Genomic DNA, 21,276 nt, shown 5'->3' with positions numbered 1-21,276 from the left:
GTAATAAGGAAAGTTGTGGTCAAGATGCAGGGAATCGCTCTGAGGTTGCTTACTTCGTTCGCAATTTTAGTCCCTAATTGTAACGATGTCTTCCTACGAACAAAGCCACAAATATCAGCTCTGGTATAAGAACCTCCGGCAGAACGGAATTCGTATACACGGCGCAGAGGAACTTTTCACAAAATATAAATCCGACGGCGATCTGCTATTCGGCCTGTTCAACCTCGACGCTACTACCCCTGAAGGGCACAAGCTGCTTCCGCTGTGTTTTGTCAAAGGCGAAGTAGTGATGGTACTCACCTGCCTCATCGACCAGGACACGCGTGAGAAGTACCTGCTTCTTGTTCGCCAGCGTCGCATTTGCGACGGCAGCTATATGTATGAGCATCCCGCCGGTATGGTTGACGGTGCGGATACTCCCCTGGCTGTCGCCGTCCGGGAAGTCCGCGAGGAGACCGGCCTTGATATTCCTTTCGAAAAAATCATACCTCTCAACGGGCAGCCACTGTATCCCAGCAGCGGTACGAGCGACGAGGCCATGTACTTTTTCTATACCGAGCTGGAACTCAGCCGGGAAAAAATCTTCGCATACGACGCCGTTCACACCGGTCATGACCATGATGAGTTTATCCTGACGGCCGTCGTACCCTTTGCGCAGGCGCGCAAACTGATAACCAACAGCCAGGCCCAGCTCAATATCTACATGTATCTGGAGGCAATCGCCTGAAAAACAGGAGGCCGGCACCTTCCGGTACCGGCCTCACTATAGGGAAACCATTCTTCTTCAGGCGACGGTCTTGAGTACGCCCAGTTCCTCCCCTACTTTCCGGAAAGCGGCAATAGCCTTTTCGAGGTGTTCCCGGTCGTGACCGGCGGAAATCTGCACCCGGATGCGGGCTTTGCCCTGGGGCACCACCGGGTAGAAGAACCCGATGACGTAAATTCCTTCGTCGAGCAGCCGGGCCGCAAACTGCTGCGCCAGCGGCGCATCGTACAGCATGATCGGGACGATGGGGTGTTCGCCCGGGAGAATATCAAAACCTGCCGCGGTCATCTCCTGACGGAAGAAACGGGTATTATCTTCCAGTTTATCGCGCAGGGCCGTCGACGATTTCAGCAGTTCCAGTACTTTGAGGGAAGCGCCCGCAATCGCCGGGGCGAGGGTATTGGAGAACAGGTATGGACGGGAACGCTGGCGAAGCAGCTCCACAATTTCCTTCCGCGCCGCGGTAAAACCACCTGACGCGCCGCCCAATGCCTTGCCGTAGGTTCCGGTGATGATATCGATCCGGCCGAATACGCCTTTGTGTTCAGGGGTACCACGACCGGTAACGCCCATGAACCCGCTCGCGTGGCATTCATCCACCATCACCATAGCGCCATACTGATCGGCCAGGTCACAGATTTTGTCGAGCTGGGCAATGGTACCGTCCATCGAGAAGACGCCGTCGGTAACAATCAGAATCCGGCGGGAACCTGTAGCAGCCTGAAGTTGTGCTTCCAGGTCCTCCATGTTGTTATGCTTGTACCGGAAACGTTTTGCCTTGCAGAGACGGATACCGTCGATGATTGAGGCGTGGTTGAGCTCGTCAGAAATAATCGCATCCTGTTCCTGCAGCAGGGGTTCGAATACGCCGCCGTTGGCGTCGAACGCCGCCGCATAGAGGATACAGTCTTCCGCGCCGACGAATTCGGCTGTTGCCGCTTCCAGTTGCTTATGAATGTTCTGCGTACCGCAGATAAAGCGTACGGAAGACAAGCCAAAGCCGTGACTGTCAATGGTTTCGTGCGCCGCACGGATTACTTCCGGGTGGGAAGAAAGGCCGAGGTAATTATTGGCGCAGAAATTGAGGACCTCGCGACCGTCTTTGATGGCAATGACGGCTGATTGGGGCGAAACGATAATCCGTTCCGACTTATACAAACCGGCTTCCTTCAGGTTGGCCAGTTCTTGTTGAAGTTCTTGCTGGATGGATCCGTACATCTTCAGAGAGTTACGCTAAAACAGAATGATCAGACAGGTGGTGAATCATTTCACCGGTCATACGCGCCAGGTCGAAAGCTGGTTTCCAGTCCCAGTCGGCAGCCGCCCGCGTATCATCGATACTCTGCGGCCAGGATTCGGCGATCTGTTGCCGGAAGTCGGGCTGGTAGGTCGTCTGAAAAGACGGATAATACACCTGAATGGCAGCCGTCAGCTCCGCCGGCGTGAAGCTTAATCCGGCGAGGTTGTACGACGTGCGAACCGTAATGCGCGCCGCGTCGGCTTCCATCAGCTCCAGCGTAGCCCGGATCGCGTCGTCCATGTAAATCATCGGCAACCGGGTATCTTCTTTCAAAAAACACGTAAATGGCTGTCCATGAACGGCTTTGTGGAAAATATCCACGGCATAGTCGGTAGTTCCGCCTCCCGGAAGCGACTGGTAGCTCACTACCCCCGGATAGCGGAGGGAACGGATGTCCAGTCCATACCGGGTATGGTAGTAATGAAGCCAGTTTTCTGCCGCTACCTTGCTGATACCATACACAGTAGCCGGGTCAAGAAACGCCTGCTGGGGGGTGTTGACATGCGGCGCATCCTCACCGAAGACGGCAATGGAGCTTGGTACGAATACTTTGCTGATCCGGAAGGTCCGGGCGACCTCGAGTACATTGAGGAGCGTCTGCATGTTCAGCTCCCAGGTCCGGATCGGGTTGGCCTCTCCGCTGGCAGAAAGCACGGCGGCGAGGTGGTAAATCTGGGTGACATTGTACTGCCGTACGATGTCCGCGATGGCCAGTACCTGCGTGGCGTCCAGGGAAACAAAAATACCCCTGGGATTGGGCGGCACACGGAGGTCAGAGGCGATGACACGGCTTTCGCCGTAGCGTTCCTGCAGTGCCTGGCAGAGAACGGTGCCGATCTGTCCGCCGGCACCGATAATCAGAATGTTTTCCATTGCGAGGTCAGTTTGTTGATGCGTGAATTCCGACCGCTGTGCAACACCCGGAAGTGTTACGATGCAAATCTACATTCTCAGTAATATTTATGGATCAATTAGAATTCAATTGGAAAATATTACTGCATAACTATTTATTCACCACAATAGTTACTGATAGAATGGAACGATGTATGTTTGGAACGGAAAATTTTTCGGCGCCTTAAATCCCCTACCGGTGGAGCACCTTGACGAACTCGATCTGACCCTGCTGCGACTCCTCCAGCAGGACGCGAAAATGACGACCAAAGAACTGGCCGCGGAACTCAACCTGACCATCTCGCCGGTATACGAACGGATACGCCGGCTGGAAAACCTCGGGTATATCCGGCAGTACGTGGCGGTGCTGGATAAAACCCTGATCGGACGGCCCATAACCGTGATCTGTCAGGTATCCATGCGGTACCACAACGAAGAATTTATCGAGAAATTTGAGCAGAAAATTCAGGAGCTGGACGAAGTACAGGAATGCTACCACATGGCAGGGCAGGTTGACTTTCTGTTGAAGATCAACCTGAAATCCCTGGAAGACTACCATGATTTTGTGAAGTACAAGCTTTCGAAGCTTGACAACATCGGCACCCTCAACAGTACGTTCGTCCTGAAGGAAATCAAACACACCCTGGGTTACCCGATCGGGTAACTACAGGATGTTCAGGCGTTCCAGCAGTTCGGATTTATTCGCCCGGCTGATGGGAATAACCTTATCGGAGATGACGAGGTTGTTTTCCTCAATATCCACGATTTTGGACAGGTTGACGATGAAACTGCGGTGTACGCGGAAGAAAAACCTGGGATTTAGTTTTTCCTCGAGATTCTTCATCGTCGCGTAGACAATATGCGACCCGCTGGTAGTACGTATTTTGACATAGTCCCCAACATTTTCGACATAAAGCATCTGGTCATACGCGACACGGATGTAGCGCCCGTCGGTCTTGACGTAAATCTCGTTGAGATCGCTGCGCGGCGCCGGTTTGGTCAGACGCTTTTCCAGCACCTTGTCAACCGCCTGCATAAACCTGGGCAGTGCAATAGGCTTTTTCAGGTAGTCGGTTACCTGATATTGAAAGGCGTCGTAGGCATATTCCGTTTTGGATGTCGTCAGGATAACATCCGGCATATAGGACAATTGGTCCAGTAGCTCCAGACCGTTGAGGCCGGGCATTTCTACGTCCAGAAATAAAAGGTCAACCTGTTTCTCCCGCAGGAAAGCCAATGCCTCGGTGGGCTGATCAAAAATACCGATGATTTCAAGGTCGTCCCGCTTTTCGCACAATCGTTCGAGAGAAAGCCGGGCCATCAGCTCATCGTCAACAATAACACATTTAAGTTTCATGCGGCGGCGGTTTTTTGGGCGAGTCTGCAAACCTCAACGGCTAAGATAGTCGCCATATGCGATAATTCGTCCTGAAACACGACAATTTTATCGAGGATTCCCTCCACACTTTTATCTTGTGTTAGCTGCATTTCCAGCAATTTTAGCTCCTGTTGCAACCGGGTAAGCCCGACCATCGCCAGTGGCGGATTGAGCTTGTGAGCCTCTCTGGCCAGGTTCTCCCAGTCGTTTTTTTGAGCTAAATTATCCATATTTTGATATTCGGGCAGAAGGTCGCTTAAAAAAGTTTGAAACATTTCATGCGCATAGGACCAGTCGTCTCCGTACAACTCTAGGAGATAGGCGCCGTCCAGCTCCGGATGGTAGTGCCACTCTTCGGGACTTAACACGTTCAAATACTGACTCAATTTTTCCAATAATTCGGTTGGCGTAAAAGGTTTTGTCAGAAAACCGGCCATGCCGGCTTCCTGTGAAAGTCGCCGCTGCTCGTCGGTAACCGACGCCGTCAACGCGACCACAGGCGTCAACCGGTTCCGGGTATGCCGAAGCAGGCGGGTTACCTCCATCCCGTCTATATACGGCATTTGTATGTCCATGAGGATGAGGTCGAAAGACTCCTGCGTCGCTTTTTCCAGCGCCTCCCGCCCGTCTCCGGCCAGGTCATAGGCTACCTTCCAGCGGTCGAGCAATCCACCCACATACTTTCTGTTCATGATGTTGTCTTCGGCGACCAGGATTCGCTTTCCGGCAGGCAGGGACGCAGCAGGTACATGCGGCGACTGTGCAGCACTGCCCGGAAGCCTGAACGGCAGCCTGAATTCGAAAACCGTCCCCTCGTTCCGCACGCTGCGGACGTGTATGTTTCCGCCCTGCAGCTCCACAAGGCGGCGGACGATCGACAAGCCCAGACCGGCGCCGCTTACTTTCGCGCCTTCCTCTCCGGGAAGCTGCCGGAACCGTTCAAAGATGACATCCAGGTACTCCGGATCCATGCCGATACCGGTGTCTGACAAGGCAAAAACCAGCGTACGGACGCCTTCCCGCGGGGTCGGCGTGGCCGCCTCGGTAACCTTCAGACGGACCTGACCGGATTCGGTAAATTTTTCAGCGTTGGAATAAAGATTGAGCAATACCTGATACAGCAGCGGCTCATCGCCCAGCAACCGGACCGGCACCCCGGGATCGAGCTCGGTCACGAAGCTGAGATCCCGGTGTTCGTTGCGGATTTCAAACATCCGCCGGATAGCATGCAGCGTATGGGCAAGGTCGAACTCCTGCTCTCCCGGCTTGATCAGTCCCGCTTCGAGGACGGAAGCATCCAGCAAATCCGACAACAGCGTATGAAGAAAATGCGAGGACGACTTCAGAATGTCGAGATATTCGCGCTGTTCGTCGTTCGGCCGCGTTTCGTACAGCAGGTGCGTCATCCCGATGATGGCATTCAGCGGGGTGCGGATTTCGTGGCTGATATTGGCCAGAAACTGCCGCTCGGCTACCTGGGCCTCGCGGGCGACGGAGCGCGCTTTTTCCAGCTCTGCCTGCAGGCGTTTCTGCTCGGTTGCGTCATAATGGATGCCGATGGACCCGATTACCTGCCCGTCTTCGTCGTATACCGGCGCTGCACTGACCCATACCCAGATGGTTGTCCCGTCCTTTCGCCTGACGGGCAGCTCGTAGCTGCCTGTCAGGCCGTCTTCCCGCCTGCGGTTTTGTTCGAGGACAAAGGAACGGTAGCTTTCGTCAACCAGAAAGTCGCTGGCAATCCTGCCGAGCAGTTCTTCCCGCTCGTATCCGACCATGCGACAGAACTGATCGTATACCCTGACGATTCTGTCCTCCCTGTTTACTTCCAGTAATCCGAGATCCATCTTATTTCCCAGGCAGGGGATTCCTGCATTCTGCTCCCTTTCGAGCGGTTGTGATCCTGCGGGGCAAACCCGCCGATCGTACATACGTCAAAAACCAGAAAAAGGCGACCGAATTCGTTCAAAAAACCTCCGTTTATCGAAAAACGGCCCGCGCCCCCGCCCGTATTTACTAGGTTTGATTCTAACAAGAGACAAAAACGCTCAAAAATACCAGCTACAGATCATAATCCCTGTTTTTATACACGATATTACATTCCACCTATCCTTAAGAGTTGCCCCTGCCCGTCAAACCGGCAGGGGTATTTTTTTTGCAGTAATCTTCCCCTGGTACAATTTTTACTTTCCATAATTACATGCTATTTTTGTACGTAAAACGGCCGAAAAACGTTTCATTTATGCAGTTTGTCGAAAATCGTTCCGGTCGCTCGACGTATAGACGCAGATTTACGAGACCAACGGCACCCAACCGTCCACATCATTTGTCCCAGGTGATTCGTTAACAGACCCGCTGTCATGTTTGTCCGCTCGCTTACGTCCGTCAGACCCGCTACTTTTCAGCTCGCCGGTGTCCTTACCACATATGGTTTGTTTTTCCTCTCGAGACCTCTCTCGGGGCAGTGGTTCGGTGCGGCGTCTCCTATACACGTTCACGTTATTATCTGCCTGTTTGTGTTGCTCGCTACGGCGCTGTTCGGCGTCTGGTCGACGGTCTCCAGTTACTCAGCTGTACTTGCCGGGCGGGAAGAACGACTGACTCTTTTTCTGGAGTGGATGCACCGGGTATCCACCCGCATCGGTATCCTGGTTTGCCTGGTCGTCCTGTTCGTCAGCTCATTTGCCCCGCAGTACCTTCCGCAAGATGTGGTTGTGGTTATTGTGATTCCGGCGATTCTCCTCGGCTTTTCACTGGGAGCGGGTGGCCTTAGCCGTCGTTCCTTCTTTGTGGAAGTTATCTTCCGGACAGCCGTCCTCTACCTGTTGTACCTGGCGGGTGTCGGAACGGCAGGTATCGCCCTGTTCCTCGGCGTTTCCTTTTTTGTGCATCCGGCTACGTTCTTTGTCAACCACCGCGTACGCCCCGTACGGCCGATCCGCCGGAAAATTGAAGCACGGCTTTCATCCTTTTTGCTGTTCGGCTTCAGCCTCGTTGTCGCGCCGCTGGCCGGTTCCTTTCTGACGCATTTCGGCGTTATTCCGGAAAAGGCCCTGACCGTTTCGCTTCTGCAGCTGTGTGGCCAGGTCCTCGCCCAGTTTCCTTTCTGATATTCACTACTTTCTGATAATCAAAGCCCTTTAAACGAGGGCTTTCTTTTTTGCAGAAAGGCGCTGATTCCTTCCTTTGCATCCTGTGTACGACCGATCGCATCCTGTGCTTCTGCTTCCTGATTGAGCATCGTTTTCAGGTCGGATGAGAACGATTCATTCAACAATTGCTTGATCGAACCGACTGCGAGCGTCGGCGCCTGCCGGTAGAGACTCACCCAGCGATCGACAGCAGCATCGAGATCGTCCGCCACTTCGTTGACCAGTCCGAGTTCCAGACATTCGGCAGCGGATACAGTCTTCCCGGTTGTCGCCAATTCGAAGGCCTTCCTCGGACCGACCAGTCTCGGTAGAAAATACATGGACCCTGCGTCCGGAATCAACCCGATGTGAATGAACAACTGAGCCATCGAAGCAGAAGAATGCGCAACCAGGACGTCACATGCCAGGGCCAGAGACGCTCCGGCGCCCACCGCTACGCCGTTGAGCCGGCCGATGATCGGTTTGGGAATGTACCGCATCGCCATGATAAGCGGAATATAGCGCTCGCGCAGAACGTCCCCCATTCCGGTGGCTTTACCGATTCCGATTTTGAGATCTGCACCGGAGCAGAACGCTTTTTCGCCGCTTCCGGTCAGGACGATGACCCGTACCCGCTCGTCGCGTCCGGCTTCCTGAATCGCTTCCGTCAGTTCACTGAGCAGCTCCGGACTAAGTGCGTTATAGACTTCGGGGCGGTTCAGGGTAATCCGGCAGACTGAGTCGGCGACTTCGTACACTAAATTCATGACGTTTTTAAGGGAGTAGATGAAGAGAAGTGAAGATGGGGAAAGTTCTCCATATATTTACACGAAGCGCGTCGAAATACCGTACGAGGCTACCGGCCATGATCCCTTACTTTCTTCAGCATATCAAGTTCGAGAAGCGTTGCAGCAAACATACCCTGTCGGCGTATACGTCTGATCTTGAGCAGTTTTCCATTTACCTCAAGAATACCTATGAGCTGACAGAGGCCGAACAGGCCGATTTCCAGATGATCCGCTCCTGGATCGCGGCGCTGGCTGAAAAAAAGCTCGACAACCGCTCCATCAACCGGAAAATCGCCACGCTCAGAGCGTATTATGGGTTTCTGCTCCGGCAAAAAACAATTGTTAAGGATCCGATGCTGCTGATCCGCTCGCTGAAAACCGACAAGCAACTTCCTTCTTTCGTCCGCGAACAGGAAATGCACCACCTGCTCGACGACCTGGCCTTTACCGAGGACTTTGCCGGGCAGCGGGACCGCGTTGTACTGGAGCTGCTTTACGGAACCGGCATGCGCCTTTCCGAACTCATCGAATTGAAAATCAGCGACCTGAATACCTATGAAAAAACGCTGACGGTGCTCGGCAAACGCAACAAGCAGCGTATTCTGCCGCTTCCGAATCCGTTGTATCAGTTGCTCTCCCAGTACCTGAAACTACGGGACGAACTCGAGATTCCGGACGAATGGCTCATCCTCTCCGACAACGGCCGAAAGGCCTATCCGGTCTTTATCCAGCGGATAGTGCGGAAGTACCTTTCGCTGGTTTCGTCGCTGGAAAAGAAAAGTCCGCACGTACTCCGCCATAGCTTCGCTACACACCTGCTCAACAACGGCGCAGACCTCAATGCGATCAAGGACCTTATGGGGCACAGTTCACTGGCCGCGACACAGGTATACACGCATAATTCCATCGAAAAACTCAAGGAAGCGTATTTGCAGGCTCACCCGAAAGCATAGTCAACCAGGCAGTTACACGTTCGACCCGTTCGGCGACGCTGGTATCACCCAAAATTTTCAGAACCGGGCATCCGAGGGTGGCGAGCCATTCTTCCTGCCTCCGGCGACTGCGTCCTGTAAACGCCGGATCGTCGTATTGAGCTGCCCAGGTCAGAAACGCTTCGAACGCTTCCCGGCGGTCCGGAGCCGTCAATGCCTCCGGGCCGTACCGTTGCAACTCCCTGGCTTTCAGTCGCTCCAGCCGGATATCCGCCGGAATCCAGAGAAATACAGCTGCATCCGGTTTCCATTCTTCTCCCCAGCCCAGCAGCGAACCGCTGACAATAGCGTCAGAATGCGTTTCGAGTGCGTTCGTCAGCAACCAGTTCCGGACCTCCGGATTACGCTTGATTTGGAAAGGAGGGTCGGTTGACTCCCAGAAAAAATCGTCTGTATCGAAAAAGGGCCGGGATAATCGGGCCGACAAGTGTTGGCCCAGGGTTGTCGTACCCGAACACGACGCCCCGATGATGTGCAGCAACATGATGCAAAAGTAGGGTTTATGGCCCGGACGGCAGTCTGTTTCGTAAATGCTCTCAACCATGAAACTCACCTGTCTTGTCGCTCTTGCCGCCGTTACCTCCGCGACGGCCGGCGGCTCTCTGACCGTTAGCCATCCGGCTTCCGGCGACCCTCCTTCCTCTATCTTTTCGGCCGGATATATCAAGTCGAAAATGGAAAAAGTTACCGACTGGCAACTCAGTAACCCGAAACACAAAGCCACTGACTGGACCAACGGAGCTTTCTATGCGGGTGTATTCGCCGCGTATGAAACCACGAAGTCGCCGCGTATCCTCGACTCGCTGATTGCGATGGGAGAACGAAACCGCTGGCTGCCCGGACAACGGTTTGACCATGCCGATGACATTGCGATCAGTCAGACCTATATTGATCTGTACCGCATCCGGAAGGACCGGAAAATGATTCAGGCGACGATAGACACTGTCCTGAAAATCAGACAGGTACTCGGCCCGGAAATCCGCAAGCGCGGCATTACCTGGTGGTGGTGCGACGCGCTGTTCATGGCGCCGCCTACCCTCGTCAAGCTCGGCAAAACACTTAACGATCCCTCCTACTATACGCAAAGCGACACGCTGTTTCGCCAGACCTATAACCTGCTGTATAATAAGGAGGAGCGCCTCTACGCCCGGGACGCCAGCTACCTCATCAACGAAAAAGGAGAAGGCAAACGCGAAGCCAACGGGCAGAAGATATTCTGGTCCCGCGGGAACGGCTGGGTCATGGGTGGTCTCGTTCGGCTACTGAAAGAATTACCCAAAAACCACCCGCAACGGAACTTCTACCTCACGCAGTTCAAGGATATGAGCGAGCGCCTGCTTGAGCTGCAGCAACCTGACGGCCTTTGGCGGGCGAGTCTGCTGGACCCGGAATCGTTTCCGGGTGGCGAAGGCTCCGGTAGCGGGTTCGACTGCTATGCAATGGCGTGGGGTATTAACCAGGGTATCCTGCCCAAGTCGAAATTCCTCCCCGCGGTGAAGAAAGCCTGGGAAGGTCTTAACAAGCTCGTCGCCGAAGACGGGAAAGTAGGCTGGGTGCAGCCCATCGGCGCAGATCCGCGGCGCAATTTCAGCGCAGATAGCTGGGAGGTGTATGGTGCGGGCGCGTATTTGCTGGCAGGATCGGAAGTGGTGAAGTTGAAGCAGTAGGCTATAGGCTGTAAGCTATAGGCAATACGCTGCAGGAAACAGCGCCGGTCGTCCCCAAATCGGGTGACCGGCGCTGTTTTGTTAGGGCTTTAAGCCGTGAGCTTTAGGCTATAAGCTGATGACGTGAATAGTTGCCGCACCTTGCCTATAGCTTATCGCTTTGTCGTTCGGGTAATGTGGTGAAGTTGAAGCAGTAGGCTTTAAGCGATAAGCTATAGGCAATACGCTGCAGGAAACAGCGCCGGTCGTCCCCAAATCGGGCGACCGGCGCTGTTTTGTTAGGTCTTCAAGCCGTAAGCTATAGGCTATAAGCTGATGACGTGAATAGTTGCCGCACACTGCCTATAGCTTATCGCTTTGTCGTTCGGGCAATGTGGTGAAGTTGAAGCAGTAGGCTCTAAGCGATAAGCTATAGGCAATATGCTGTTTTGTTAGGGCTTTAAGCCGTAAGCTATAGGCTATAAGCTGACGATGTGAATAGTTGCCGCACCTTGCCTATAGCTTATCGCTTAAAGCCTATTGCTTCAACCTATTGCCTTCCCAGCTCCTGCGTCAGAGGCTGTCCCGCCTGGTACTCGGCCAGGCTATTGAGTGTCGTTCGGGCGATTTCGTCGAGAGCTTCCTGGGTCAGGAAGGCCTGGTGGGCGGTAATCAGCACGTTCGGGAAGCTCATCAGGCGGGCGATGGTATCGTCCTGAATGATGGTTTCGGAGAGGTCCCGGAAAAAGAGGTGTTCTTCCTGTTCGTATACATCGAGCCCGAGAAACCCGATTTTACCGGATTTCAGCGCTTCAATTACGTCTATTGTATGGACCAGTGCGCCGCGTCCGGTGTTGATGAGCATGACCCCGTCCTTCATCCAGGCAAGCGTCTCTTCGCGGATAAGGTAGCGCGTGGACGCGTTGAGCGGACAATGGAGCGAGACAATATCCGACCGGCGGAGCAACTCCTCCAGCGGCAGGTATTCGGCAAAGGTCAGTTCAGGATCGGGATGGATGTCATAGGCGAGTACCTGCATACCCAGGGCGTGAATCGTCCGTGCGAATGTCGACCCGATTAGTCCGGTACCGATTACCCCGACTGTACGGCCATGCAGGTTGAAGCCGGTGAGTCGTTCGAGGGAAAAGTTACCTTCCCGAACCCGGTTATAGGCCTTGTGTGTCTTGCGGTTCAGCGTCAGAATAAGGGCCAGGGCATGCTCGGCGACCGCCTGCGGAGAATAGGCCGGTACCCGGACAATGCGCACGCCGGCCTCGGCGGCGGCAGCGATGTCGACATTATTGAAGCCGGCACAACGCAGGGCAATGAGTTTCAATCCTTTCCCGGCGAGGTGGCGGATAATCCCTCCATTCAACCGATCATTCACAAAGACACAAATCGCTTCAAAACCTTCAGCGAGGCGAACGGTTTGCTCATCGAGCGAAGCGGAGAAATAATGCAGCCGGTGGTCGCCGCGAAAGCGGTCAAAGGTTTCCCGGTCGTACGACTGGGTACTGAAGAAGGCGATTTCCATGTTGGACAGAGCGGTCAGTTTTCGTCAGGAAGACGCTCAAAGGTATAACCTCTCCGCCGAAGTTCCGGCAGGATTGTTCCGTCCAGTAAACGGTAAAATTTGTCCTTTCTCCGTGGATCCGTACCTAAGTGAATCAACAGGAAGGCGCCGTCAAGCGATTGCTCCGCTTCGTACCGCAGCAGCCGGTTCCACAACGTGTCGCTCGACCGGTAGTTCGGCAACCCGGGCCAGGTGTAGTCGGCATTGGTACCGGTGCCGGGAGTAAAATTGAAAACCGTCAGCCCTCTTTCTTCACTCCAGCGAACGGTTTCCCTGTTATACCATTCATACGGGGGCAGAAACCACGGCGCCTGCTTCACTCCGATATGCTTCAGCTCGGCATACGCGGCATCGAGATCCCTGTCAAACAGCGCCCGGGAAACCAGCAGTGAATCGCGGCGGGTCCAGTCGCAATACAGCAGGTGTTTATCAGAGTGGCTGCCGACATAGTGTCCGGCCTGTACCATTGTCTTTGTCCAGCGCCGGAACCGGGCTTTCCGGAGAAAATCACCGGTCAGGAAAAAATTACCTTTGATTCCGTTCCGGCGAAGTACGCGGCCGATCAGGTGACGGCCCTCAGCGCGGTCGTGCGCCGAAAATACCAGGTAGATGCTTTTCTTCCCGTCGATCGGTCGCCGGATCAGCGCGCCCTGCGTGTCGCGGACTTTTTTTTTACGGTTCCTTCCTCCTGAAGGGAAGAGAGATAGTAGGAAAGACTGGCGGTGCCGTCCATCGTCGGCTCATTCGTGGAGTAATCGCCGAAATCATCATGGTACACGACTAACCCCGATTGAAATGCCTCATATTCATCGGGATGTACCAGTTTGATCCCGATCAATTTGTTCCAGATACTGCCATAGATCGGGCCGTCGACCAGTCCGCCCGGTATTTTGTATCCATACAGATGCGTGAAGGCCGAGTGTGGATCTTTCGGCGCAGTTCCGGATTCGGGGAGGTCGCAGATCATGCTCGTTCCCCACGGGTTACAGCCAAAAAGCCAATCGCGGTAGGCTGCCTCCGCCTCCGCCAGCGAGGCGTCGCCCGTCACTTCACGGTACAGACGGATTTGGGTCACAATTCCGGCTACGAGGTTATTGGAACACCAGATAAACGGCACGCCATTCAGGAAGGGATTGCGCTCGCCCCGTTTCAGTACTTTGTCAATCCCCTGCTTCATGAACTCCCGGTACCGGGCGGCATCTGCACCCGGACCAGCTGCACCGAGGTAGTGACCGAGATTCACAAACGGGTACCATTGGTAATGGCGGGCCGTATCGGCGCCCATCCACGGCGTCACGGGCTCCTGTTTGGCGAAGGCGAGCGCGTCCTGTGCAAGAGCGGGTGATGCGTTGAGTTTGTGCAGGGCAAGGGCCGCTAACTCCATGTCGTCCACGTAGTTATCTTCTTCGTAGAAATACGGCGCGCGACCGGGAGCGGTCTGGGTAGTACCCGGAAACTGTTTTCCGAAGGCGTACGCATCTTTCGCCCGTTTTGCCAGATCCGCTGCGAAAGCGGCATCATACTCTTTCAAAAGCAGGCTTCCGAGAGCAAAAGCCGAGGCAAATTTTCCGGCGGATGACGCCACACCCTGCGTGCGGTTTTTGTACCGGAACGCGCCCTGCGGTTTTCCCGTGATGAAGTAGACCGGTCGCGCCAGGCCTTTGTTGGCCGCATAGCGTACGCTGTCTTTGTTGGGAAGGCGCAGGCCGGCATGGTCGCGGTCGTCCGCAATCTGATTGTAATACTCTCCGGGGCCGGGGTTCATTTTAACCATCCAGCGCAGGCCCCAGCGGGCTTCGTCCAGGATATCGGGGATGCCGTTTTTTCCGGGATTTCCCCAGGCGTCAAACGCATCGCCGAAGCTCTTCGGGGTTTTGTAGTAGGCAAACAGCAGCTGGAATGTTGCGTTGGCGGAGGTCGGGAGGTATTGCAGGTAATCGGAGGCATCGTGCCAGCCGCCGGAGACATCGAGATGCGTGGAATCCTTCTTCGGATCGGGATGATAGACGATGAAGCCGTCGTACCGGTGACAAGTATCTTTCAGAAACGGATTGTAGTTGCTGCGCTGCTGCCGCATGTATTTCAGGAGGAAGTCGGCGGTACCGTCGTATACATCGTTTCCGATGCGGAACGCGGGCGAGGTTACCCCTGCGGCCCGGATACGGAAGGTACCCGGCCGACCGAATGCGCTGAAATTCAGGCGGAATGTATGGGTAAACGCTGCATATTTTCCATAGGCTTTGACTTCTGCCGAACGGAAAATGACCTTCTCCCCTTCCAGTACTTCAAAATCGGAACAGGAAATGGGCTGTTTGCTGACCAGTACGGCGACCTTCGCCGACCGCTCCAGGTAACCCAGCTGATTTATGCGGATCCATGCAGTTTCCTGCGCAAATACGGGAAGCGTAGCAAAAAGGAATAACAGGCAGAGGAGACGAACTTTCATAAGAGGATGGTCACAATTTCAACGGCTGAATATACCGTGACCCGGTGGATTCGCCAAACAAATACTTCGTCTTTTTGCGGGATTATGCCGAAACATGGTGCTTAAACAGGCAAAATCCGACGTCTTTTTCTGCTGATATTTTAGGGGAATTGAAATGCTTTTTATCCTTTTGCCGGGAGGAAGTTATGTGTTACTTTATCGTCGCCGGACAGACCAGGGACGTGGCCGTTGCGGTGAGGAGGTTTACCCGGTTCCTCCCCGGAAATTTTAGCAGTTTTTCCGACAAAATGACCGGAATAGTGTCGCACCATACCCTCCTCAACCGACAAAACGACATATTTCTTCCGCTGGCTGTTCTTTTTTAGCGATACCGTCATCCAACAATGTTGCCATGAATTTCAACCAATATACCATCAAGGCCCAGGAAGTAATCCAGCAGGCCGTACAGATTGCCCAGGGAAACCAGCAGCAGGCAGTCGAGACGGGGCACGTACTGAAAGCGCTCCTCGAAGACGACGCCAATACGCTGGGCTTCCTGATGAAAAAAGCCAATGTCAACCAATCCCTTCTCGAAACCCGGCTCGACGCCATCGTCGACGGCTACCCGAAAGTTTCCGGAGGACAGCCCTATCTGGGCAACGACCTCCAGGCAGCACTGAACAAAGCCCAGGCTTTCCTGAAGGATTTTGACGACGAATTTGTCAGCATCGAGCTGATTCTGCTCGGTCTGACAGCCGGAAAAGACGCCGTAGCCACCCTCCTGAAGGAAGCCGGCCTCCGGGAAAAGGAACTTCAGACCGCTATCAAAGAATTAAGAGGAAAAAATAACCCTGTGAAAGACCAGAACGCAGAAGCCAAGTACCGGTCGCTGGAGCGGTACTCCAAAAACCTGAATGAACTCGCCCGCAGCGGCAAGATCGACCCGGTTATCGGTCGGGACGAAGAAATCCGCCGGGTACTGCAGATTCTTTCCCGCCGGACTAAAAACAACCCCATTTTGCTCGGGGAGCCCGGCGTCGGAAAAACGGCCATCGTGGAAGGCCTCGCCCAGCGGATCGTCCAGGGCGACGTTCCCGAAAACCTGAAAGACAAGATCATTGTCTCCCTCGATATGGGTCTGCTCATCGCCGGCGCCAAGTACAAGGGAGAGTTTGAAGAGCGTCTGAAAGCCGTCATCAAAGAAGTAACCGACTCCGACGGCGAGCTGATCCTCTTCATCGACGAAATACACACGCTGATCGGCGCCGGAGCGGGCGGTGAGGGCGCAATGGACGCGGCCAACCTCCTCAAACCGGCCCTCGCCCGCGGCGAGCTTCATGCCATCGGAGCGACGACGCTGAAAGAGTATCAGAAATACATTGAGAAGGACAAGGCGCTCGAACGCCGGTTCCAGGCCGTCATGGTGGATGAGCCGGATGAAGCCGACGCCATCTCCATCCTCCGTGGGATCAAGGAAAAATACGAACTCCACCACGGCGTACGGATTCAGGACGACGCGGTGATCGCGGCTGTCGAGCTGTCGAGCCGGTACATATCCGACCGTTTTTTGCCCGACAAGGCCATTGACCTCATGGACGAAGCTGCGGCCAAGCTCCGGCTCGAAATGGACTCCGTTCCGGAAGAACTCGACGAACTCAACCGCCGCGTCATGCAGCTGGAAATTGAGCGCGAGGCCATCCGCCGGGAAAACAACAAAGAGAAAGAATCGGCCCTGAGCAAGGAAATTGCCGACCTCAGCGAGCAGCGCAACGAACTGAAAGCCCGTTGGGAAGCCGAGAAACAGGGCGTCAACGAAGTCCGTACCCTGAAAGAACAGGTAGAACAACTGAAGCTGGAAGCCGACCAGGCCGAGCGTGCGGGAGACTACGGCAAGGTAGCCGAGATCCGCTACGCCCGCATTCCGGAAGCGCAGAAGCGCCTGACCGAACTTCAGGGCACCGACAAGGACGATAACCCGATGATGCGGGAGGAAGTAACGAGCGAAGATATCGCCGAGGTAGTCGCCAAATGGACAGGCATTCCGGTAGCGAAAATGCTGCAGTCCGAGCGCGAAAAGCTCCTCGGCCTGGAGAAAGAACTACACAAGCGCGTAGCCGGGCAGGATGAAGCGATTGAAGCAGTGGCCGACGCCGTGCGGCGGAGCCGGGCCGGCATGCAGGACCCGAAACGGCCGATCGGAAGTTTTCTCTTCCTCGGGCCGACGGGCGTTGGAAAGACGGAGCTGGCCAAAACCCTGGCCGATTACCTCTTTAACGACGAAAACGCCCTCGTGCGGATCGATATGAGCGAGTACCAGGAGCGCCACGCCGTCAGCCGGCTGGTCGGAGCGCCTCCGGGGTATGTCGGGTATGACGAAGGCGGTCAGCTGACCGAGGCCGTCCGCCGGAAACCCTACTCCGTGGTCCTGCTCGACGAAATAGAAAAAGCGCACCCCGATGTCTGGAATATCCTGTTGCAGGTATTGGACGATGGTCGGCTGACGGACAACAAAGGCCGCATCGCGAACTTCAAGAATACCATCATCATCATGACGTCGAACATCGGCAGTCAGATCATCATGGAGAAGTTTGGCGAAGACGAAGGCTGGAACCGTCCGTTGATTGTGGAGGAAGCGAAAAATGCGGTGATGGAGTTGCTGAAGGCGTCGGTACGACCGGAGTTTCTGAACCGGATCGACGAGATCGTGCTCTTCGAGCCGCTGAATCCGAAAAACCTGAAGAAGATTGCAACGATACAGTTCCGCCAGATCCAGCAGCGCCTGAAAGAACAGGGTATTACGCTGGAGGCTACTGATGAGGCCCTGGAGAAAATTGCCGACGAAGGCTACGAACCCGCATTCGGGGCGCGGCCGCTGAAACGGGTACTCCAGAAGCGCATTCTCAACGCCCTGTCGAAAGACATACTGGCGGGAACGGTCGGGAAAGACGCCGTCATTCTGATGACGTTATCGCCCGACAACGAGATCGTCTTTGAGAATATCAATGGCGAGTTGGAAGTTTAATTTATGGCTTGAGTTGATAAGCCCCGGCGGATTTCTGCCGGGGTTTTCTTTTTTCGGGCGACGGGGTTTTTCCCGTATTTGGGGGTATAATACCCGTATTTCGACCTAACGCATACTGAGAATCAGCGTGTTCCGTTTGAGTAGTCGGATGAGGGGTTGTGTGGAATTTATTTCCCGGGTAAGTTTCCGTTGGAAATGAATTAACCACATACTGTTATGAAAAAGAAAGCTTGGGTTTTAATGAGCATCGCTTGCATCGCCGTCGGCTGTTGTACAAGCTGCAAGAAGAAAACTAAAACTGACTCAGTCAAGTTACGCGCGAATGAGATTATCACTGACTTGAGACTATTTGAGATTTTCGGAATAATTGATTCCGTTAAGGCTCAAGATGAAATAAATCAATTTAGTGCTATTATGGATTCCACTCTATCAAGCGGAGGGCATCTTGGAGATAAATTTGGTGGATCGAGCACTTATCCTAGACACCCATACCCATTTCGAGACAAAATAGCTATTGCCGATCTCCAAAGATTCTTTAAAAACAACAATGCCGATTTTCTTATAATCTATCCAGTAATAAGAAAAGGCACGCACAAGATTGGCTTTATCTACTCATTAGCAAAAAAAGATAGTTCGCTTATTTCTGTCTTTTTAGATCCAAGTGATACATTGACTCATCTGGCATCAAAGAAGGCCTTTAAAGATGTCACTCAGCTAAACGGAGGAGAAATCGAAGAGAAACTTTTGGGAAGAGATTTTTATGCCAACGGGGCCGATTTTTTCAGTGTGCATATTCGAATAGACAGTTTCGAAACTTGGCTAAATTCGAGACCGGGAAATCCAAAGTATATCCATTTCATTCCTGGTCGCATAGCGAATCCATCTACGGGAAAGAAGACCCTCACTGTCCTCGCTCGCATTGAAGATTCAAGAGGAATATTTGTCAGGAGCGCAAAAGACGATGAATATTATAATATGACCCTTCCCTGTCCTCCTCCTACTGGATGCCGCTGATATTCTAATTTGTTCCGGATCTGTGTAAATTACACAGATCTTTTTATATTTCCGTACCGCGTTACGTCCGACTTTTTATGAGCTGGTACTTCGCTCCCTACTACCTTATTCTGGCTGCCGGCGTCATAATAGGTGCCTGGCGCTATAAAACACTGCCTAATAGTCTGCGCTTTCTTTTCTGGACTTTTTGTGCAGCAACTGTTACGGAATACGTCGCTCTTTTTCAAATCCTGCGCTATCAGAATAACCTGCTGGTGTACCATCTGTATATGCCTGTCGCATTTACATTGTATTGTTTGACGTATTATTCGGAAATTGGGAACCGGATTATCCTATATAGTATCGGCTTTTTTTTGGTGTTTTACGGCATCAATATTTCTCTATGGCAACCCTTCCTTACCAAATTCGGCAGCAATTCTGCGATACTCATGCTGGTTCTAACCACCATCTGGGTACTCTGGTATTTCCGTCGACTGCTTGCTAATCCGGAAGAAAAACACCTTAAAAACTACGCTCTATTTCCCGCCAGTTGCGGGCTATTGCTGTTCAACACCAGTACTCTTATTGTTTTCTCCGCACATGATATTCTGTCGGAGCAGGAATACATCGCGGCGTTTCCTGTTTTTAATATCATCCGCCAGGTAGCAAATGATATTCTTTATAGTACCTTTATCCTATCATTTATCGGAAAGAAAGTTACGCTCCGCCCCCAGACATGAGTACTTCCGGCACGTTGATCCTTACTGTCGTTGTGGCTACGGTGCTGCTGGCGCTGCTGGCCGGGTTTATCATCTTCATGACCTTTCTGTACAAGCAGCGGCACGATAAGTTTCAGGCCGAAAAGAAATCCCTGCTCGAAGCCTTTGAAAAGGAATTGATTCAGGCCCGTTTCGAGATGCAGAACGAAACCCTGAAAAAAGTAGCGGAAGAACTGCACGACCACATCGGGCAACTGCTGACCGTAGCAAAACTGGAAGTGGGCGTACTTGAGCTGAAACACCCCGCCGCCGCCGACGGCCTCGCACGCGTGGGCGACCTCCTCGGCACGACGCTGAAAGCTGCCCGCGATCTTTCCAAAACGCTCGACGAAGATACCATCGGCTCCTTTGGTCTCGCAGAGAGCCTCCGCCTCGAAGCGGAACGCATTCAGGCCATCGGCACCTATGAAGTCGCGTATAGCTGCGAGGGTAACCCCGTTCACCTGCCGCGGAACGGAGACATTGTGTTGTTCCGGATGATGCAGGAACTGCTGGCCAATACGCTGAAACATGCCGAAGGTACGCGGATCGATCTGCGGGTCTGTTACTCCCCTTCCCGACTGGAAATGCACCTCGTCGACAACGGCCGGGGATTCGACATTTCTGCTACCGAAAACCGCCCCGCCGACGCGGCCGGATCGGGTCTCCGGAACCTGAAAAGACGGGCTGGTTTACTGGGGGGAAATTTCTCCCTCAACAGCACGCAGGGCACTGGTACTCAGGCAAAAATAATCATTCCCATCGCTTGACTTATCGTAAGAAATTACAGAAGTTTAGGATACCCTAACACTGTCTTTGTCCGTCCTTATGAAAACGACCGTTGCCCTGGTTGACGACCATACTATGGTTGCCGAAGCCCTCTCCAGCCTTATCCAGCAGTTCGACGATTACGACGTACTTTTTGTGGCTGAAAACGGCCGCAAAATGATGGAGTCGATTCAGGTCGGTCTTCTTCCCGACATCCTGATCCTCGATCTCAATATGCCCGTCATGAACGGAATGGCCTGTCTGCCCTGGCTGCAGGAGCATGCCCCCGCCACCCGGGTCGTGATCCTCAGCATGAACGAAAACGAGGAGCAGATTGTGAGGAGCATCCGCGAAGGAGCTGTCGGATACGTCCTGAAAGGCTGCCGCCCTTCTGAATTACACCAGGCACTGAACGAAATCCGGGACAAAGGTTTCTATTACTCACCCTACCTGAGCGAACAACTGGTGCGCAGTATGCGGCCCGGCAACCGGCACGATCATCCCTATACCCTCAACGAACGGGAACTGAACTTCCTGCGCCTGGCGTGCAGCGACCTGACCTATGCCGAAATCGCCGACAAGCTGTGCGTCAGCCCGAGAACGGTGGATGGCTACCGCGAGGTCGTTTTCCAGAAAATGCAGGTAAAATCCCGGGTGGGAATGGCGTTGGAGGCGGTGCGGTCGGGGTTGGTGGAATTGTGAAAGCGGTTTTCGGTTTAGCGTTTTCAGTTTAGAGTTTGGGGTTGTGGGAGGAATCAGATCCGTCAGCCGGGGACTCTGGGGAAACCTGTTTGCGGTTTTGGTTCTTGGGCGATGTAGGTCACCCGCAGCGTGAAGCAAGAAGC

19 protein-coding genes are annotated in these 21,276 nt (G+C 53.7%); 10 read left to right on the top strand and 9 right to left on the bottom strand.

Annotated features, from left to right (window positions below):
- Nucleotides 1-85 precede the first annotated feature (85 nt).
- On the top strand, nucleotides 86-727 hold the full coding sequence (locus tag BLR09_RS13655; protein WP_093203107.1) for an NUDIX hydrolase: 642 nt from the start codon (nucleotides 86-88) through the stop codon (nucleotides 725-727).
- A gap of 57 nt (nucleotides 728-784) precedes the next feature.
- On the opposite strand, the gene kbl is transcribed toward BLR09_RS13655, so the two are convergent.
- Together kbl and BLR09_RS13645 are read right to left on the bottom strand one after the other, a co-directional pair.
- On the bottom strand, nucleotides 785-1,984 hold the full coding sequence (kbl, locus tag BLR09_RS13650) for a glycine C-acetyltransferase (RefSeq protein ID WP_093203105.1): 1,200 nt from the start codon (nucleotides 1,982-1,984) through the stop codon (nucleotides 785-787).
- 10 nt (nucleotides 1,985-1,994) lie between these two features.
- Nucleotides 1,995-2,939: an NAD-dependent epimerase/dehydratase family protein gene (locus BLR09_RS13645; RefSeq protein ID WP_093203102.1), complete on the bottom strand. Its 945-nt coding sequence runs from the start codon at nucleotides 2,937-2,939 to the stop codon at nucleotides 1,995-1,997.
- A gap of 217 nt (nucleotides 2,940-3,156) precedes the next feature.
- Between BLR09_RS13645 and BLR09_RS13640 the strand changes: the two genes are divergently transcribed.
- The gene (locus tag BLR09_RS13640) at nucleotides 3,157-3,621 is read left to right on the top strand and encodes an Lrp/AsnC family transcriptional regulator (RefSeq protein ID WP_093204225.1); all 465 of its coding nucleotides are present in this window, start codon (nucleotides 3,157-3,159) and stop codon (nucleotides 3,619-3,621) included.
- Here BLR09_RS13640 and BLR09_RS13635 read toward each other — a convergent pair whose 3' ends face one another.
- Nucleotides 3,622-4,314: a LytR/AlgR family response regulator transcription factor gene (locus tag BLR09_RS13635; RefSeq protein ID WP_093203099.1), complete on the bottom strand. Its 693-nt coding sequence runs from the start codon at nucleotides 4,312-4,314 to the stop codon at nucleotides 3,622-3,624.
- Nucleotides 4,311-6,182, bottom strand: a complete 1,872-nt coding sequence (locus BLR09_RS13630) for a PAS domain-containing hybrid sensor histidine kinase/response regulator (RefSeq protein ID WP_176785544.1) — start codon at nucleotides 6,180-6,182, stop codon at nucleotides 4,311-4,313. Before BLR09_RS13630 ends, BLR09_RS13635 begins: the two co-directional genes overlap by 4 nt.
- 513 nt (nucleotides 6,183-6,695) lie before the next feature.
- Here BLR09_RS13630 and BLR09_RS13625 point away from each other — a divergent pair.
- Nucleotides 6,696-7,445, top strand: a complete 750-nt coding sequence (locus BLR09_RS13625) for a hypothetical protein (RefSeq protein ID WP_143011087.1) — start codon at nucleotides 6,696-6,698, stop codon at nucleotides 7,443-7,445.
- A gap of 20 nt (nucleotides 7,446-7,465) precedes the next feature.
- Here BLR09_RS13625 and BLR09_RS13620 read toward each other — a convergent pair whose 3' ends face one another.
- The gene (locus BLR09_RS13620) at nucleotides 7,466-8,233 is read right to left on the bottom strand and encodes an enoyl-CoA hydratase/isomerase family protein (RefSeq protein WP_093203092.1); all 768 of its coding nucleotides are present in this window, start codon (nucleotides 8,231-8,233) and stop codon (nucleotides 7,466-7,468) included.
- A 98-nt stretch (nucleotides 8,234-8,331) separates the two neighbouring features.
- On the opposite strand from BLR09_RS13620, the gene BLR09_RS13615 reads away from it, so the two are divergent.
- Nucleotides 8,332-9,207, top strand: coding sequence for a tyrosine-type recombinase/integrase (locus BLR09_RS13615; RefSeq protein ID WP_093204222.1), 876 nt, complete (start codon nucleotides 8,332-8,334; stop codon nucleotides 9,205-9,207).
- Here the strand turns inward: BLR09_RS13615 and BLR09_RS13610 are convergent.
- A complete protein-coding gene (locus BLR09_RS13610) occupies nucleotides 9,170-9,730 on the bottom strand; it encodes an AAA family ATPase (RefSeq protein ID WP_245689929.1) in 561 nt (186 codons plus the stop codon). The two genes, BLR09_RS13615 and BLR09_RS13610, sit on opposite strands and share 38 nt — an antisense overlap.
- A gap of 58 nt (nucleotides 9,731-9,788) precedes the next feature.
- Here BLR09_RS13610 and BLR09_RS13605 point away from each other — a divergent pair, with 58 nt between their 5' ends.
- Complete coding sequence (locus BLR09_RS13605; protein ID WP_218126657.1) at nucleotides 9,789-10,913, top strand: glycoside hydrolase family 88/105 protein; 1,125 nt, start codon at nucleotides 9,789-9,791, stop codon at nucleotides 10,911-10,913.
- Nucleotides 10,914-11,442: 529 nt separating this feature from the next.
- Here BLR09_RS13605 and BLR09_RS13600 read toward each other — a convergent pair.
- From BLR09_RS13600 to BLR09_RS13595, 3 genes are all read right to left on the bottom strand, one after another.
- Nucleotides 11,443-12,426: a 2-hydroxyacid dehydrogenase gene (locus BLR09_RS13600; protein WP_093203088.1), complete on the bottom strand. Its 984-nt coding sequence runs from the start codon at nucleotides 12,424-12,426 to the stop codon at nucleotides 11,443-11,445.
- A 14-nt stretch (nucleotides 12,427-12,440) separates the two neighbouring features.
- Entirely contained in the window at nucleotides 12,441-13,028 is a 588-nt protein-coding gene (locus BLR09_RS25700; protein ID WP_394331409.1) for a polysaccharide deacetylase family protein, read from the bottom strand.
- A gap of 77 nt (nucleotides 13,029-13,105) precedes the next feature.
- On the bottom strand, nucleotides 13,106-14,911 hold the full coding sequence (locus tag BLR09_RS13595; RefSeq protein ID WP_218126655.1) for a glycoside hydrolase family 9 protein: 1,806 nt from the start codon (nucleotides 14,909-14,911) through the stop codon (nucleotides 13,106-13,108).
- Nucleotides 14,912-15,302: 391 nt separating this feature from the next.
- Here BLR09_RS13595 and clpB point away from each other — a divergent pair, with 391 nt between their 5' ends.
- The 5 genes from clpB (at nucleotide 15,303) to BLR09_RS13565 (ending at nucleotide 21,133) form a co-directional block, all read left to right on the top strand.
- Nucleotides 15,303-17,912 (top strand): ATP-dependent chaperone ClpB, encoded by a 2,610-nt coding sequence (clpB, locus tag BLR09_RS13585; protein WP_093203083.1) that lies wholly within the window; start codon nucleotides 15,303-15,305, stop codon nucleotides 17,910-17,912.
- Nucleotides 17,913-18,128: 216 nt separating this feature from the next.
- The gene (locus BLR09_RS13580; protein ID WP_093203080.1) at nucleotides 18,129-18,926 is read left to right on the top strand and encodes a hypothetical protein; all 798 of its coding nucleotides are present in this window, start codon (nucleotides 18,129-18,131) and stop codon (nucleotides 18,924-18,926) included.
- A 77-nt stretch (nucleotides 18,927-19,003) separates the two neighbouring features.
- On the top strand, nucleotides 19,004-19,645 hold the full coding sequence (locus tag BLR09_RS13575) for a hypothetical protein (RefSeq protein ID WP_093203078.1): 642 nt from the start codon (nucleotides 19,004-19,006) through the stop codon (nucleotides 19,643-19,645).
- Nucleotides 19,642-20,433, top strand: a complete 792-nt coding sequence (locus BLR09_RS13570; RefSeq protein ID WP_093203075.1) for a sensor histidine kinase — start codon at nucleotides 19,642-19,644, stop codon at nucleotides 20,431-20,433. The genes BLR09_RS13575 and BLR09_RS13570 overlap by 4 nt, the downstream gene beginning before the upstream one ends.
- Before the next feature lie 58 nt (nucleotides 20,434-20,491).
- Complete coding sequence (locus BLR09_RS13565) at nucleotides 20,492-21,133, top strand: response regulator transcription factor (RefSeq protein WP_093203072.1); 642 nt, start codon at nucleotides 20,492-20,494, stop codon at nucleotides 21,131-21,133.
- The last annotated feature ends 143 nt before the right edge of the window (nucleotides 21,134-21,276 follow it).

The organism is Siphonobacter aquaeclarae, assembly GCF_900103285.1.
Taxonomy (GTDB): Bacteria; Bacteroidota; Bacteroidia; order Cytophagales; family Spirosomataceae; genus Siphonobacter; species Siphonobacter aquaeclarae.
Note: the sequence above shows the minus strand (reverse complement) of the source record. Positions and strands in the feature narration are given on the sequence as shown.